This window comes from Pseudomonas sp. DCA-1 (genome assembly GCF_046523955.1).
Lineage (GTDB): Bacteria > Pseudomonadota > Gammaproteobacteria > Pseudomonadales > Pseudomonadaceae > Aquipseudomonas > Aquipseudomonas putida_Y.
Genome location: NZ_CP169881.1, coordinates 2,461,975 through 2,477,909, shown reverse-complemented (window position 1 = coordinate 2,477,909; position 15,935 = coordinate 2,461,975). Strand labels below are relative to the sequence as shown.

12 protein-coding genes are annotated in these 15,935 nt (G+C 62.6%); 8 read left to right on the top strand and 4 right to left on the bottom strand.

Features of this window, described 5'->3' with window-relative positions; genetic code table 11:
• The first annotated feature begins 1 nt into the window (after position 1).
• Positions 2-6,301, top strand: a complete 6,300-nt coding sequence (locus ACE4QZ_RS11615; protein WP_279934966.1) for an AAA domain-containing protein — start codon at positions 2-4, stop codon at positions 6,299-6,301.
• A complete protein-coding gene (locus ACE4QZ_RS11610) occupies positions 6,298-7,650 on the top strand; it encodes a hypothetical protein (protein ID WP_279934965.1) in 1,353 nt (450 codons plus the stop codon). Before ACE4QZ_RS11615 ends, ACE4QZ_RS11610 begins: the two co-directional genes overlap by 4 nt.
• Positions 7,651-7,722: 72 nt before the next feature.
• On the opposite strand, the gene ACE4QZ_RS11605 is transcribed toward ACE4QZ_RS11610, so the two are convergent.
• The 3 genes from ACE4QZ_RS11605 to ACE4QZ_RS11595 all read right to left on the bottom strand — a co-directional run bounded on the left by ACE4QZ_RS11605 (position 7,723) and on the right by ACE4QZ_RS11595 (position 9,976).
• Positions 7,723-8,178 (bottom strand): GNAT family N-acetyltransferase, encoded by a 456-nt coding sequence (locus ACE4QZ_RS11605; protein WP_279934964.1) that lies wholly within the window; start codon positions 8,176-8,178, stop codon positions 7,723-7,725.
• 213 nt (positions 8,179-8,391) lie between these two features.
• Positions 8,392-9,666 carry a type II toxin-antitoxin system HipA family toxin gene (locus tag ACE4QZ_RS11600; protein WP_021782302.1) on the bottom strand — a complete coding sequence of 425 codons (1,275 nt, stop codon included), beginning with the start codon at positions 9,664-9,666 and terminating at the stop codon, positions 8,392-8,394.
• Entirely contained in the window at positions 9,659-9,976 is a 318-nt protein-coding gene (locus ACE4QZ_RS11595; RefSeq protein ID WP_021782301.1) for a helix-turn-helix domain-containing protein, read from the bottom strand. The genes ACE4QZ_RS11600 and ACE4QZ_RS11595 overlap by 8 nt, the downstream gene beginning before the upstream one ends.
• 376 nt (positions 9,977-10,352) lie before the next feature.
• Here ACE4QZ_RS11595 and ACE4QZ_RS11590 point away from each other — a divergent pair, with 376 nt between their 5' ends.
• The 3 genes from ACE4QZ_RS11590 (at position 10,353) to ACE4QZ_RS11580 (ending at position 13,007) form a co-directional block, all read left to right on the top strand.
• Positions 10,353-10,946: a GNAT family N-acetyltransferase gene (locus ACE4QZ_RS11590; protein WP_021782299.1), complete on the top strand. Its 594-nt coding sequence runs from the start codon at positions 10,353-10,355 to the stop codon at positions 10,944-10,946.
• Positions 10,943-11,302 (top strand): cupin domain-containing protein, encoded by a 360-nt coding sequence (locus ACE4QZ_RS11585; protein ID WP_021782298.1) that lies wholly within the window; start codon positions 10,943-10,945, stop codon positions 11,300-11,302. Before ACE4QZ_RS11590 ends, ACE4QZ_RS11585 begins: the two co-directional genes overlap by 4 nt.
• A 67-nt stretch (positions 11,303-11,369) precedes the next feature.
• The gene (locus ACE4QZ_RS11580) at positions 11,370-13,007 is read left to right on the top strand and encodes a mechanosensitive ion channel family protein (protein WP_021782297.1); all 1,638 of its coding nucleotides are present in this window, start codon (positions 11,370-11,372) and stop codon (positions 13,005-13,007) included.
• 158 nt (positions 13,008-13,165) lie between these two features.
• On the opposite strand, the gene ACE4QZ_RS11575 is transcribed toward ACE4QZ_RS11580, so the two are convergent.
• On the bottom strand, positions 13,166-14,053 hold the full coding sequence (locus ACE4QZ_RS11575) for a MerR family transcriptional regulator (RefSeq protein ID WP_021782296.1): 888 nt from the start codon (positions 14,051-14,053) through the stop codon (positions 13,166-13,168).
• A gap of 153 nt (positions 14,054-14,206) precedes the next feature.
• On the opposite strand from ACE4QZ_RS11575, the gene ACE4QZ_RS11570 reads away from it, so the two are divergent.
• The 3 genes from ACE4QZ_RS11570 (at position 14,207) to ACE4QZ_RS11560 (ending at position 15,929) form a co-directional block, all read left to right on the top strand.
• Positions 14,207-14,653, top strand: a complete 447-nt coding sequence (locus ACE4QZ_RS11570) for a PAS domain S-box protein (RefSeq protein ID WP_021782295.1) — start codon at positions 14,207-14,209, stop codon at positions 14,651-14,653.
• Between the two features lie 104 nt (positions 14,654-14,757).
• Entirely contained in the window at positions 14,758-15,180 is a 423-nt protein-coding gene (locus ACE4QZ_RS11565; protein WP_279934963.1) for a nuclear transport factor 2 family protein, read from the top strand.
• Positions 15,177-15,929, top strand: coding sequence for an SDR family NAD(P)-dependent oxidoreductase (locus tag ACE4QZ_RS11560; protein WP_274101561.1), 753 nt, complete (start codon positions 15,177-15,179; stop codon positions 15,927-15,929). The genes ACE4QZ_RS11565 and ACE4QZ_RS11560 overlap by 4 nt, the downstream gene beginning before the upstream one ends.
• The last annotated feature ends 6 nt before the right edge of the window (positions 15,930-15,935 follow it).

Below are 15,935 nucleotides of genomic sequence, written 5' to 3'. Positions count from 1 at the left end.
AATGATTCGCTATTGCCCAAACTGCAACACCGCACGCCCGGTACAGGAAATGTTCTGCGAGGGCACCGTCGACCAGCACCCTTGCAACTGGGACCTGGCCGGGGAGCCGATCCACGCTGACGGCTGGCGCCCGCAGATCATCCATACCGTGGACAATCTCCCGCCGACGGACACATCTCCGGCGCCCGGCCTCGTCTGTGAAAACGGCCATGCCATGGACCCCGGCGACCTGATGTGCCTGCTGTGCGATGCTTCGCCGGCCCAGTCTGCAGCAGCCAACGGTGTGCCGGCTGCCCCGGTCAACGATGCGCCCGCAGCCAGCGAAACCTTGATCGACGGCTGGTCGCTGATCCGCCAGATCAGCAATACCGACGGCGTCCGCGAGCGTTACCTTGCAGTGCACCAGGAAACCGCTCGCCAGGCGGTACTCACCCTCTATCGACCAGGCGCGGAGCCGGACCCTGCGGTCTATGACGTGATCCGCCGTCTGCCCCGCGACCATGTGCCCGAGATCATCGCCACCGGCCGCTGGGATGGCCGCGCATTCGAAGTGGTCGAGGAACTGACCGGCGGCAGCCTGGCCGACCTCGGCGGCGTGATCCGTGAAGCCCACAGCGTGCGTCATATGCTGCGGGAGCTGGGCCAGGCACTGCATGCCTTCAACGAGGCCGGCTTGCGCCACCGAGACCTGCGCCCGACCAGCCTGCTGGTACGTGCCCATGAGCCACTGGACCTGGTGATCAGCGGCTTCGGCTCGGCGCGCCTGTCGGAATTCGACCTGGACATCGTCTCGCCCCTGGAAACCAGCCGCTACATGGCCCCTGAAGCCATCGCCGGCGGTGTGGCGGCCGCCTCGGACTGGTGGAGCCTCGGCATGATCCTGCTCGAGCAACTGACCGCGGGGGCCTGCTTCGAGGGCATCCATGCCAATGCCTTCCTCATCCATGTACTGGCCAATGGTGTCCCGATTCCCGACGACCTCGACCCACAGCTGAACCTGCTGTTGCGCGGCCTGCTGGCCCGCGACCGGCACCAGCGCTGGCAATGGCCCGAGGTCGAGGCCTGGCTCGACGGGCGCCCGGTGCAGGCGCCGGCTTCAGCCTTCACCGAACGCGACGACGGCGAAGGTGCTGCCTTGCAACTGGGCGATGCGCGCTACCACAAGCCGGCGGTCTTCGCCCTCGCCGCCGCGCACGCCGAGCACTGGCAGCAGGCGCTCGACCATCTGTTGCGCGGCGTCATCGTCACCTGGGCCGAGCAGCTCGGCCTTTCCCCTTCATTGCTCGCCGGCCTGCGCCAAGTGGTGCAGCATGACGGGCTGGAGGACGATTTCCGTTTGATGCTCGCGCTGAAACTGCTGAACCCGGAAATCCCGCTGATCCACCGCGGTGAGATCGTCACCCCGGGCTGGTTGCTGGAGCATCCGCTGGAAGGCTACCGACTGATCAGTGGCTCGGTGCCCGACCTGCTGGAGCAACTGCAGACCGACAACTGGCTTTCTCGCCTAAAACTGCGCGCCGAGCAGGTGCGTCAGCGTGCCCTGCATCAGCAGATCGAACTGGTCGAAGAGACGTTGAGGGTATACCTGCTGTCAACCTCGCGGGCAAAGCTGGCCAGCGAATGGCAGGCGCGCCAACGCCTACTGCCGGATACCACGCACCCCGGCCTGCTGGCGTTGGCAGAACGACGGATCATCGCCGAGGAAGACCTGATCGTGTTGCTCAGCGCTTCGATCGGCCAGTTCCGCTCGGTGGAGGCGATCATCCAGGAAGCGGCTGAGCTGGCGAACAGCGTCGAAGTCGGCTGGTTCGACAACGACGCTGCCACAGCGCTGCTTCAGTCCCCGCGCCAGGATCTTTACCACAGCGTCGATGAGCGCATACGCGGGTTCGCCCGCTGCGGCGTTGCCGAAGTGGATGCATGGGCCGAGCAGTTCCGCCTGGAACGGCGCATGCCGCTGGCCCAGGTCTTGGTGCTGCTGGCCATTCCGGCAAGCCAGTGGCTTGAGCCGCAAAAGCAGCAGTATGTGTCACAGATTCTCGAGTTCTTCGAGAAGAAGGTGGTAACCGCAGTGATGCGCGGCCCGCTGGTGCGCATGACCATCGGCAAGACAACCGCCCGGATCGATCTCAACGAACTGCACAGCGAGCGCCACCCTGCGGCAGCCTTGCTCGACCACCTGCTGCTGCGCAACGAACGGCCCGTGAACCTGGACCCGGAATGCTTCCAGGCCATGCCGCAGATTGCCTCGCGCCTGCACGCGCTACACCGGCAGAGCGCATTGTACAAACGCGACACCGGCATCGACGGCCTGTACCTGGGCTTCCCTTTCCTGCTCAGTCGCGACCCGCGCGGCACCACGCGTACACGCATCATTCCGCTGCTGTTGTGGCCGGTGAAGCTGCTGCTGGAAGTGGGCAACCGCGGCCTTGCGGCCCTGGCCTTCGACAGCGAACGCGAGGAAGTGCGCCTGAACCCGGCGCTGGAAAGCGTCCTCGGGGCCGAGGCATGCAAGCGCTGGCGCAAGACGGCCGATGAGTTGCTTGGCCGCTCTTCGATCCGCGCCAGCGATGTGATGGATGCGTTCGGCATGCTTGCCACCGCACGCTCGCGCAGCATCGTCGGACTGCCGGCCAGCAGCGTGGAAGTGGTGCCTTACCAGGAGGAACTGGCATGTGCCGGCGTGTTGTTTCACGTCACCTTCATGGGCCAGGCCATCGGCGAGGACCTGCGCCAGCTGAAGTCACTCTCGCCTGCCGGCAGCGGGCTCGAGACCGCACTGCGGCTCAGGACCGACGAGGAGGACGAGGCCGTGGCCCCGCCGGCCGAACTGCACCGCTACTTCACCGTCGCCAGCGACCCCTCCCAGGAGGCGGCCGTGCTGCAAGCGCGCCAAGGCCCTGGTTTGCTGGTGGAGGGGCCACCGGGCACAGGCAAGAGCCAGACCATCGTCAACATGGTCGCCGATGCCATCGGCCGCCAACGCAGCCTGCTCATCGTCTGCCAGAAGCACGCGGCGCTGGAGGTGGTGTACAAGCGCCTGGTAGCCGAAGGGTTGGGGCAGCGTATCGTCATGCTCAACGACGTCAATCGCGACCGCGAACCGATCATCCGCAGTATTCGCGAACAGCTGGAAACCCTGTTCATCGGTGGCGACGAAGGCCAGAGCCTGCTCCGCCAACGCGAACAAATGGCGGCGCGCATCGAGACACTTGAAGGCGAGCTGGACCGCTTCCACCAGAGCCTGCACCGCCCGGACCCGGCAACCGGTTTGAGCTACCGGCGCCTGCTGGGCGAACTGATCGAGCTCGAAGACGGGCCGCCACCGCTCGAATTCCCGGCGTTGCGCCAGCGCCTGGCCGTGCTTGACGTTGCCAGCCTGACACGCCTTGAAGAAAACTGTGCGCCGCTGATACGCCTGTGGCTGCCTGCCCGCTACGAAGGCAGCCCTCTGGTGCAGTTGCAGCCGTTCGCCACTGACCGCTCCACTCTGCTGGCCTTTACCGACAGCCTGCAAGCCTTCAGCCAGGCTGAGCTACAGCGCCAGGCAACCCTGCAAGCACACCCGGCCAGCTTCGAGATCGACGACCCTGCGCCGTACCGGGCATGGATGGCCACCCATGTGGCTACCTTGCTCGGTCTGAGCCAGGAGCAGCGACTGCGCCTGGCCCGCTGGCTCCCCCTGTTCCGCAGCAAGGACGGCGAGCAGCTGCCGCGTGGCGAAGCGATGCTGAATGAGCTGCGGCAACTGCAGCAGCAGCTCGACCAACTGCCCGAAGGCGATTACCTGACAGCACTGTCGCCTGCCTTGAGCCTGGTAGACAGCAAGTCGCTGCGCGGCCTGGAAAGCGATTGCACCAAGGTCATGGCCGCTCGCTCCTGGCTAACGCGCATGAACCCGATGCACCTGCTCAGACGCAAGCGTCTGCACGATTTCCTCGAAGCTCAAGGTAATGACCGTGTGGATGAAGCCCTGCCAGGGCTGCGCGCGGCCATCGAACTGGAACAGCGATGGCGCCCCCTGCGCGCCGAACTGGCTGCACTTCACCAGGCCCTGGCCCTGGACAGCGTTGCCCCGCAGGCAGGCCTGGAGCTGGCGGCCTTGGTAAAGGCTGATATCCATCAGCTCGTCGAAGTCCAGGCGTTGGCGCAGGCACTGGCACAGTCGCCCCGCGCACGCCAGGCAGACGACGCCGTGCTTACCGGCGACAAACAACACCTGGAGGCCTTGCTCGGAGACCTGGATGCCTCGCTGCTGCGCCAAGGCGTGCGCCAGTCCAGCCTTGACCAGCTCAAGCGGCTCGAAGACTGGCTCGGCAACGAACTGGCTCAACAGCTGCGGCATGCCGTGGAACACAACCTGAGCAACGAACTGGCGCTCAGCCGCCTGCACGACGCCTTGCCCCACCTGGCGGCCTACCAAGGCTTCCGCGCCCGCGCCGGGCAGCTCGCCGAGGCTGACCTGGAGCTGCTCGCCCTGCTGCGCCAGCGCCAGGCGCAACTCGACCTGCTGCCCTCAGAGCAGCTCGACGCCGCCGTGCGCCGCCTGCTCAACCGCGAAGCGCGGCTGGGCTGGAAACACCGCATCGAACAGGCCAACCCGGAGCTGCTGTTCAGCCAGGAAGAGGCCCAGGCCAAGGTTGCCAGCCTGGCTCAAGCCGATACACGGATGCGTGAGCTCAACCGCCAACTGCTGGCCACAGGTATCGACCCCACGCGCCTGGGCAGCCGCAAGCAGTGGGAGGATGTGACCCGGCTGACCGGCAAGCGCTCGCGCCGGCTGCGTGAATTCCTCGAACTGGGTGCTCCGCTGGGGCTGATGACATTGCGCCCGGTATGGCTGATGAACCCGGACGTGGCCAGTCGGGTGCTGCCACTGAAGAACGGTCTGTTCGACACGGTAATCTACGACGAGGCATCACAGATGCCGGTGGAGTTTGCCCTGCCGACGCTGTTCCGCGGCCAGGTCACCGTGGTCAGTGGCGATGAAAAGCAAATGCCGCCGACGGCGTTCTTCTCCAGCCGGGTCGAAAGTGACGAGGCCGAACTGTTCGATGGCGATGAGCCTGACGAGGACGCTGACGAAGAACAACGCGAAGCCTTCGAAGACACCTGGAACCGCCGCGAGATCAAGGACTGCCCAGACCTGCTGCAACTGGCGCGCAACGCCCTGCCCAGCACCACGCTGCAGATCCACTACCGTTCGGCCTACCGCGAACTGATCGGTTTTTCCAATGCCTCGTTCTACGGCAACCGCCTGAACGTGCCGGTGCGCCACCCCCAGGCGAGCATTCGTCAGCTCAAGCCACTGGAACTGATGCAGGTCGAGGGCCTGTACCAGAACCAGAGCAACGCAACCGAAGCCGCGCGTGTCGTGCAGTACCTGGAGGCGCTCTGGCAGCTGCCTTACGCGCAGCGCCCGTCAGTGGGTGTGGTGACCTTCAACCGCAAGCAGGCCGAGCTGATCGAGGAGCACCTGGAAGCCCATGCCACCGAAAACGAAGCCTTCCGCGCCGCGTACGCCCAGGAGCGCGAACGCAGCGAGGGCGGTGAAGACATGTCGGTGTTCGTCAAGAACGTCGAGAACGTGCAGGGTGACGAGCGCGACGTGATCGTGTTTTCCTCCACCTTCGGCCGCAACAGCCAGGGCACCTTCCGCCGTCACTTCGGGGTGCTCGGACAGACCGGTGGCGAACGCCGCCTGAACGTGGCGGTGACCCGTGCTCGGCGCAAGGTGGTGATGATCACCTCGATGCCCATCGCCGACATTTCGGACATGCTCAACACCCAGCGCGCGCCGGCCAGCCCGCGCGACTACCTGCAAGGCTACCTGGAATATGCACGCGCGCTGTGTGCCGGCGAGTTCGACTACAGCGGCAAGCTGCTGGGCCGCCTGCAGACGGACCGCAGCACGCAGGTGCATGGGCACGACCAGGGCCACGACGGCTTCGCCAGGATCGTTGGCGCGTTCATCGCGTCCCTGGGCTGGAATGCCGCCCCGGCCAGCGAAGGCGACGCGTTTGGCCTGGATTTCGCCATCGCAAGCCCGCAGACCGGAACCTATGCCATCGGCATCGAATGCGACGCGCCCAGCCACGCCCTGCTCGAGCGCGCCCGGGCCCGGGAAATCTGGCGGCCCTCGGTACTGCGCCGGGCGATTCCGCAGATCCACCGCGTCTCGTCCCAGGCCTGGTATCACGATGGCGACAACGAGCGCGCCCGCTTGCGCGCGGCCATCGAGGACGCCATGCAGGCAGGGCAGCCGGTGGCCGCATCCAACGACAAGGAGACCTGCCAATGAGTGGCCCAAAGGTGGTGCGCATCGTCACCCGTGAAGAAATCATCGCCCTTTGCGAAGGCCATCTGCGCCGCCTTGATCAGACTGTGGCCCGCTGGGAAGCCCAGGCTGAAAAGCTTGGCCAGCTGAGCGAGCAGGAACGCGCGGCCACGCGGGCACGGCAAGCGCGGTTGCGCGCCTTGCTCACTGAGGACCAGTACCAGGCATTGCAGAAAGCCGTCCCCATCGAGATCGAACACCTGCGGCGCGACCAGCTTGCCCGCGAAGAGCGCGCTATTGAGCAAGCTACCGAGCAGCGCCAGCATCAACGCCGCATGAAGGAAAATGCAGCGCTTCTGCTCAAGGCCCTGGTCAGCCGCACCGACGCCGCCCCGCAGATGGTGCAAGCCCTGACAAAACTGGCCGATGGCGCCCAACTGGACAATGCCGAGCAACTGCTTGCCCAAGGCTTCGCCCAATTGAGCAGCAGCAACGAAGCGCAAACTCTGGACGAACAGCAACGCGCGCTGGCTCGGCGGCTCATGGATGACGCCCCCACGCCCAACCTCACCACGTGGCTGGCCGAGCGAGCACAAGCGACCCGCGACCCACGCCTGCAGCATATCGACCGGCACATCGCCGAGCTGCATCTGTTGCAAGGCACAGCCTGTGCTGAGCCCTTCGTACAAGCGTTGGCCCGGGCCGAGGCGCAGCCCCAGGCGCAACAGCGCAACTTGCTGCTCGACAGCCTGGTGATCGAGTTGGCTGACAAAAGCCGCGACTTCCAGCTGAGTCGCGATTCGCTCGCCAAGCTCCACGAACTGGCAAACGAAGTACAAACCCGCCTGGGCGCTGGGAACGAGGCCTTGCTCGAGCAGGTCCGCCTTTGCACGACCACCAGCCCGCAAGCCACGGTGAGCGAGCTGACGAGCCGCTGCGAAGCATTGCTCGCCATGCATGTGCAAGCGCAAGCCGCCCTCGCCCGTCGCGAAGCCATGCTCAAGGGCCTGGCCGAACTCGGTTACGAAGTGCGCGAAGGCATGACCACCGCCTGGGCTGACGCGGGCAAGATAGTACTGCGCAAGTCGGCCACGCCAGGCTATGGCGTGGAGCTGGGCGGCAAGGCCGAGAATGGCCGCATGCAGGTGCGTGCGGTGGCATTGAGCCGTGATCGCGACACGCAGCGCGACAAGGACATCGAGACGATCTGGTGCAACGAGTTCGGGCGCCTGCAGGCGATGCTTCACGGTAATGGAAGCGAACTGCTGATCGAGCGAGCGATGGGGGTGGGAGAGACGCCACTCAAGGAAGTGCTTGGCGCTGAAGACGAAGACATGGCTGCTGCCGGACAGCTACGGACGAAGTCATCATGAATGGGCACGATCTGTATGCCGATCTCAAGGATGTGCTGAGTCGTTACCGAATAAACGGGTAACTAGCCTGGGCTAATCCTGGAGCCGTTTTTCCATTACGATGGTGCGCTCAGCCCCATGAAACTCGTCGCGGATTTTCTGATAGCCCAGGGCGGCGTAGAACTTCTCAGCGGTAATCGACGATGGCACACGTACAGCCCCAATGCCGGCGTGGGCAGCGGTCGCATGAATGACATCCATCAGATGCCGGCCAATGCCGCCTTTTTGGTGAGCCGGGTCAACGAAAACACTTCTGACCACATCACCGTCAAGACCGGCAGTGCCAACGATGTTATCGCCCAGCAAGGCTACGAAAACCCTGCGCTTGGCAAGTTGTGCAGTGACGACTTCAGGAGCAAAGCTCCGCTCAACCTGAGCGATCACATCGGGCGGGTAGTCCTGTGAATTTGACTCACGCAGGGCGGCTAGAACTACGCGGCTAATCGCTGCTGCATCGTTGCGTGTGGCGGGACGAACGCGATATTCCATGCGCAGACCTCAATGCTAAAGGATCGCCGGTTAGCCCATCGCATTGGGCCTTCCCCGGACGTTTTCCAACAATTTCCTTCTTTGCTGTTCCCAACCAGCGCCGAGCGCTATCCGATCAGCTTGGTGGTCTCTCCATGAGGGCATCACCATCCCGCCCTTCGATCTCCCTTGCCAAAAATCGGCCCGCCGACTGAGCGCCCGCTCCTCCCTGCTTCAATGGCAACCGCTGCCCTGTAACCGAGCTACGTTCTGATCGATGCGGCCTTGGATCGTGCGCAAGGTGTCTGGCGTAATGACCTGTGGGTACAGGTTCTCGGCGATGCTTGAAAACTGGCTAGCCACCTCACAAATGCCGTCAATCATTCTGCCTGCAACCTCCGGGGGCACCTCGGCTTCCTCGGCAAGCCGAAGCATTTGTGTACGGGTAATCGACAGGGCCTCCCCCATTACATCCATCTGGTGATATCCACCTGGCCCCTCGCAAAAGGTCACATCGTAGGCCGGCGACAGTCTCCAATGACCGTCCTGCGACATGACGTAGGCAAAGTTCTTGGGATGATCATCTCTGTTGTTGAACGCTACATTGAAGACGGCACGTTCGAAGGCCACCGCCATCTCTCGCACGTCGTTGGTACACATCTGGGTTGCCCGCAGGAAATTGACGTAGTCCAACACGCCTGGAGACCGGTAACTCGCCCCCGTGAAGGCCGCGAGGCTTTGCATGGGCACGCGCAGGCCATCCTGACGATCAAATCGCTTGCTGGCAAACGCCGCCAACCCATCAGGCAGGCTGAAGTACTGCGTGTCAGGGGTCTCGATACCGCACATGCGCAGGCATTCGGCGTAGACCATTTCGACAGCGCACACCTCGGCATGCTCTTCCTTGGCCGGGAACTTGACCAGCCAGGCCTCAAAGCCCGCCGTCACGGCAGTTGTAAACCGGCCAGTTTCGGGATCACGATAGACGAGGGCCTTAGGCCTTGCACCTTGAGGCGAGCCACCCACCAGCAGCAACCTCTGCAGGAACTCACCGCCGTCTCCATGGAGCACTTCCTGCACTTCGGCGGCTAGCTGCTCCAGCGGGATGTGGACTTCAGACGCCTGCCCTTCGGGCGCCACGGGTTCAAACGTCATGGCCCCCATGGCATTACCACCGATATAGGCCAGCCGTTCCAGTGAGCCGATGCGCGCTGTGGTGAGCCCGCGGCGCCTGAACATACGGTCCATCAGCAACATGCCCCATCCGTCCGGCAAGGCGTCGTAAACAGGCCCTGGCAAGTACAGTTGGTGGTCTGGAAAGTCTCGGCGCAGTTGAGCCCCCTCCAGCGGCAGCGTGTAGGACGACAGCTCCAAGCCCCTTTGCCTGGCTTCATTGCTGTACTCGAACACAATCAGTGGACGACCGGTCAGGGCAGTCGTGGAGACCAGCGTGCCCCATTGCCATCGCTCCCCCCACCCTTCGTAGAAGACGTTCACCTGCTCAAGCATTGCCGGGCTTCCTCTTGGTACGAAGACGATTGGCGCTGTTTTCGTAGCGCCGGATATCCTCGATACTGTCCAGTTTTGGCAGGAACAGGCCTTCCAGTTCCTTGGTCCGGCCAAGCGCCATCGCCACCCGAACAACGTTCTCGAATCCGACATTGCGCCCGGCTTCAAGGTTGGACACTGTGTTTGTAGCGATGCCGGCACGCCCGGCCAAGTCCGCCTGTGTCATGTCCCGCGCCAAGCGCTCTGTGCGCAAGCGATCGCAGAGGCGCTTCACGACCTCACTCGGCTTGCTGAAGCTTAAATCCAACATAGTGTATACCTAGCCCGCTCTGTGCCAGTTAATCCACAAAATTATAGAATTAACGCCCGGCCCTATCAAGCGAGCTAATTCCCTTAATTTGCGTCTTATCGCTTGGTTTCTACATTTACCCACAATTTAGTGGATTTACGGACGCTTTGCACAGAGGCTTCGTCGGCGGTTTGAAATGGTTTGCACGATCCATTACCCAAGCCAACCCGAACCTTTTATAGCGCCACGTGCATGTGGGCATGAGGGCAGTGTCGCACGCCGTGTTGATGGTGTTCGCGCAGAGCATCATGGGAACCGCTGAAACCGTCTACCCTGCCCCGCAGCCAAAGGCTTAAGCCTTGCAAACTGACCACGCGGCCCCTTGGGAGCACTGTACATGTCTATCGACTTCAGACCCGCTCGAGTCTCGGACGCGCATGATATTGCGCGCTTCTTTCAACTGACATCGGAGGGCATGGCCGATTACATATGGAGCAAGCTCGCTGCCCCCGGAGAAGCACTGCTGAGTGTCGGTGCGTCTCGCTATGCCAGAGAACAGGGCGACTTTTCATACAAGAACTGCCTGATGGCCACTTTCGAAGGGCGCGTCATCGGCATGATGCATAGCTATGTCTTGCGCGCGACGCCTGACAGGCCAGCCGAGACCGACCCCGTCCTCGCGCCTTATTCCGACATGGAAATACCCGATACCTTGTACATATCCAGCCTGGCACTGGATGAGGCCTGGCGGAGCCAGGGGCTGGGCGCCCAGTTTCTTCGCCACGCCCAGCAGCGCGCTGACGACGCTGGCCTCGATGGGTTGTGCCTGATCGATTACGCAGAAAACCACGGTGCACGCCGCTTCTACGAACGTCATGGATTTCAGATCGTGAAAACCTGCCAGATCGTTCCGCACCCGATGCTCGGTGTAACCGGTGAAGCCTATTTAATGTATCGCCCTACTCACAACGTGCTCGAGAAACAGCCATGAACCAGAAACTGACCGTGTTCCGCGAACTGGATATCCAACCGCTGCGCGACCTGCCCTTCTTTGAAGAAGTTTTGGAAGGTACCCCTCACACGCTGACGTCCAAGTACTATCACGATGAACAGCAAGGTCGTATTTCCGGAGAATGGGAAGCCAGCACCGGGGCGTGGCGTATTGACTACAAAGTCTGGGAGTTCTGCCACGTTTTAAGTGGATGCTGCATCATCGAGCTTGAGGGTTGCGCCCCGGTCAAACTGGCCGCTGGCGACACGTTCATTATCGAACCGGGCGCCAAGGGCAAATGGACCGTAGTGGAGGACATGAAGAAGAACTTCGTGATCCTCTTGCCCGCGAACTAAGCCACTGAATGCTGGCTGAAGCCGACTATGCTGGTAGCAATCCACACGCCGGCACAGGGGCTGTTAAATGGGCAAGAAGCGCAGGTTCGGACGGGCTGCTTGGCTATTGCTACTGACCCACTTGCTGTTCTCGCCCCTGCTCCATGCGGACACCCCTCAGTCCGGGCCAGAGGTCGAGGGTGTGATTGCCGAGCCCGCTCCGCTGACCGTCATCAACCGCACGGTGCTGGTCTTTCGTGCGACGCTGCTGGGCGAAACACCCAAGGTGCGCGCCCAGCGCGCCAAGAAGGTCATCGAGGAAACACTCCAGGAAACAAACGACCTGGAGGTTCGCGTAGACCCTATTCTGCACAGCTACCTGGTGCTGCTGGGCGGGCGCCGTGCATTCATCGTGACGCCGCTGGATGCTGCGGCCGATAGCATTACAGCAGGCGAAGCTGCCGAGCAGGCCGCCGAGAACCTGCGCCTTGTCGTCGAGGAAACCCGTCAGGCGCGTAGTCTGCGCTTTTTGCTCACTGCGATAGGCTACAGCGCTGCGGCAACCCTGGTGTTCTTCATGCTGGTAAAGGCCGCAGGCTACTGTCGACGCAAGCTCTTGGGACTGCTGCCCAAACTGATGGGCAAACACTCCGAGCGCCTCAAGGTCGGCCATACGCAACTGTTCGACCTGCAGAACCTGTACTACCTGATCGACCGCTCACTCTGGCTGCTGTACTGGTTGGTCGTGTTGTTGTTCTGCTACCAGTGGCTGGGCTTCGTGCTGTCCCAGTTCCCCTACACAAGGTCTTGGGGTGAAAGCCTCAATATCCACCTGATGGAACTGCTCAACTACCTGGTCAGCGGCATTTTACGTGCCATGCCCGGCCTGGTAGTTGCGCTGTCGATCTTCTTCATCGCCCGTGGTATCAGCGCCTTCTCCAAACGTGTGCTAAGGCGCATGGCACGCCCAGGCACGTTGAAATGGCTGACCGCCGAAACCTTGCAACCGACCATGCGCCTGACGTCGCTGGCGATCTGGCTATTCGCCCTGGTGATGGCCTACCCCTATCTACCCGGCTCGGGTACCGATGCCTTCAAGGGTCTCTCGGTGTTGCTCGGTCTGATGATTTCACTGGGGGCGACCAGTGTCATCGGCCAAGGGGCCGCCGGATTGATCCTTACCTACACACGCACGATGCGCGTCGGTGAGTTTGTACGTGTGGGCGATTACGAGGGCACGGTGACCGAAGTGGGCATCTTCACCACAACCATACGCACCGGGCTTGGCGAAGTGCTGACACTTCCCAATTCAATGATTACCGGCTCGGTGACCAAGAACTACTCGCGTATCGTGGAAGGGCCAGGCTATGTGGTCGATACCGTGGTGACCATCGGCTACGACACCCCCTGGCGTCAGGTCGAGGCGATGTTGCTGGAAGCGGCTCGGCGCACCGAAGGCGTGCTGCAAACGCCCGCGCCCCAGGTATTCCAGACGGCGCTGTCAGACTTCTACCCCGAGTATCGATTAGTGGCACAGGCCATTCCATCTGAGCCCAGGCCACGCGCGCAGCTACTGAGCCTGTTGCACGCCAATATCCAGGACGTGTTCAACGAGTATGGCGTGCAAATCATGTCGCCTCACTACCTGGGCGATCCCGAGCAACCTAAATGGGTGCCCAAGGAGCAGTGGCACGCGGTCCCGTCCAAACCTGAAAACACCGCGTGAGCAATGAGGCCTCGGGTGCCGGTCGATCACCGGCCTATAGAGCGCCACCAGGGCATTGGAGACGGTGAAACCGATAGGGGTCCAAAGCGTGCCGAGCAGCGCCCCCATCACCAACCCGCTATGCACCCAACCACTTTGAGCACGGCGCAGAACCAAACTCAAAGGTCCAGCGCCCCTCGGAGCAAGGCGTCAAGCACGCGCGCGACGTCAGCACCATGCTCGTCCAGCAGGCACACCGGCAGCCCGTGCAAGGCAGCCTGCACACCGGCCAGCCCCTCGCCTGTCAAGGCCAGCGGACAAGCAATTTCCATCTGCAGCGAGCGCAAGCGCTTGGCCAAGGCAAGGCTCACCGGTGGCTGCAGCGCGATCACCAGTGCCGCAGGCTGCATCGCCGCACACAGCAGCGGGAGCTCTTCCAGGGGCTGCCCGCAGCCGAGCACTTCGATGCGTTGTCGCTCGCTGCTCAACAGCAGCCCGGCGCACAACACCTGGCATTCGGCTTGCCCCTCGGTACCTGCCAGCAGCACCCGTGGCGCATCGGCCTGGTTCATCTGCAAGCGCAGCAGCAGGCGGGCGCGCAAGAACGTATCGAGAAACAGCCATTGGCTACGCTGGCCTGGCGCAGTGCCTGAAGCCAGCTCATGCCAAACCGGCATCAGCACGTCCTGCAGCACAGTGGCCTTTGGCAAAAGTGTGAACAGCTGTCCATGTATAGCTTCCAGCGCCTGCGCATCGAATGCCTTGGAGGCACGCGCAACGGCGGCGCGCCAGTCGTCAAAGGCCGAGGGCTGCTGCACAGGCGCCACAGGCTGGCCGGCGAGCCTGTCGCCAACCTTGCTGATGGGCAGGCCGTTGGCGGTCCAGCGCAAGATGTCACGTATGCGCTGCACATCCTGGGCCGTGTACAAGCGATGGCCGCCCTCGGTGCGCTGCGGGTGTATCAACCCATGACGCCGCTCCCAGGCACGCAAGGTCACCGGATTGATGCCGGTCAGGCTGACCACATCGCGCATGGGTAGCAATTCGGGTGGGGTGGCGTCGGTCATAACGAGGGGTCATCCAGGTGGTTGCATATTCTAAACCCAGATGCACCTTCTGCGGCGAGCCTCCTTGGTTCATCATGCAACAAACAGCGCCAAAAGCTTCTGCACTGAAGCCTTCGGCGCACATCGCATACGAAATGTCTGTAGGTGAGCCCCATGATCAACGCAAAACTCCTGCAACTGATGGTCGAGCATTCCAACGATGGCATCGTCGTCGCCGAACAGGAAGGCAATGAGAGCATCCTTATCTACGTCAACCCGGCCTTCGAGCGCCTGACCGGCTATAGCGCCGACGATATCCTTTATCAGGACTGCCGTTTTCTTCAGGGCGAGGATCACGACCAGCCGGGCATCGCAATCATCCGCGAAGCGATTCGCGAAGGCCGCCCCTGCTGCCAGGTGCTGCGCAACTACCGCAAGGACGGCAGCCTGTTCTGGAATGAGTTGTCCATCACACCCGTGCACAACGAGGCGGACCAGCTGACCTACTACATCGGCATCCAGCGCGATGTCACAGCGCAAGTATTCGCCGAGGAAAGGGTTCGCGAGCTGGAGGCTGAAGTGACGGAACTGCGCCGGCAACAGGGCCAGGCCAAGCGCTGACAAAAAAACCTATACAAGAACGTTGACTTGTATAGATTAAGGCTTAGGCTTCAGTTATACCTGTACAGCAATACGATTTTGTACAGGATTGTCTGGAGCCCAGTATGTCAGCGTACTTACAGCAATTCGCCGAGCGCTTCGCCCGCCTTGATGGGGCTAACCTCGACACGCTGGAAAAACTGTACAGCGAAGATGTCACCTTTCGTGACCCCCTGCACCAGATACAGGGGCTGCAGGCCCTGCGCGCCTACTTCGAGCAGTTGTACGCCAACGCCAGCGATATCCGCTACGCCTTCACCAGCGCTGACGAGGTAAGGCCCGGGCAGGGCTACCTGCGTTGGACGCTACAGTTTTGCCACCCGCGCCTGGCCGGCGGCCAGCCGATCACGTTGCAAGGCTGCAGCTGCCTGCATTGGCGCGACCGTGTGCATTTTCACCAGGACTATTTCGACGCCGGTACCCTGCTTTATGAGCACCTACCCGTCATGGGCACTGCGATCCGCTGGCTCAAAGGCAGGCTGGCATGAGCCGCTGCTGGCTGACCGGCGCCAGCAGCGGGATCGGTGCCGCGCTCGCGCAAATCCTCCTGGAGCAAGGCCACCAGGTGGCCTTGGGCGGGCGCAACGCCGACCGCCTTGCCCCGCTGGCCGAACGGTTTCCCGGGCAGGTATTGCTGGCGATTGGCGATCTTGACAACCCGGAGCAGGTCGCCGGCATCGCTGCGCATATCGAGCAGGCCTGGGGAGGCCTGGACATGGCCATTTTCAATGCCGGCACCTGCGAATACCTGGAGCCGGGGCATTTCGATCCGGCGTTGGTCGAGCGCGTCATGCGCACCAACCTGCTGGGCGTCAGCTACTGCCTGGCGGCGGCACTGCCCTTGCTTCGCGCCGGCCAACGCCCCCACCTGGTGGTGATGGGCAGTTCGGTAACCTGGCTGGCCTTGCCCCGTGCTGGCGCCTATGGCGCGTCCAAGGCCGCGGTGCGCTATCTGGTGGAGTCGCAGCGAATCGACCTGGCTCGCGAAGGCATCGCGGTCACCCTGGTAAGCCCAGGCTTCGTAGACACACCACTGACCCGCCGCAACGATTTCCCCATGCCACAGCTGTGGTCTGCGCAGCGTGCCGCCCGGCATATCGCCAGGCGCCTGCCCCGCCGCCCCCTGGAAATCAACTTCCCCGGTCTTTTTACCTGGGTGTTGCGCCTGCTCGGGGCGCTGCCCGCGCGCCTGCGCCTGGCGCTGGGCCAACGCCTCGCCCGTCATGAACAGGAATGATGATCC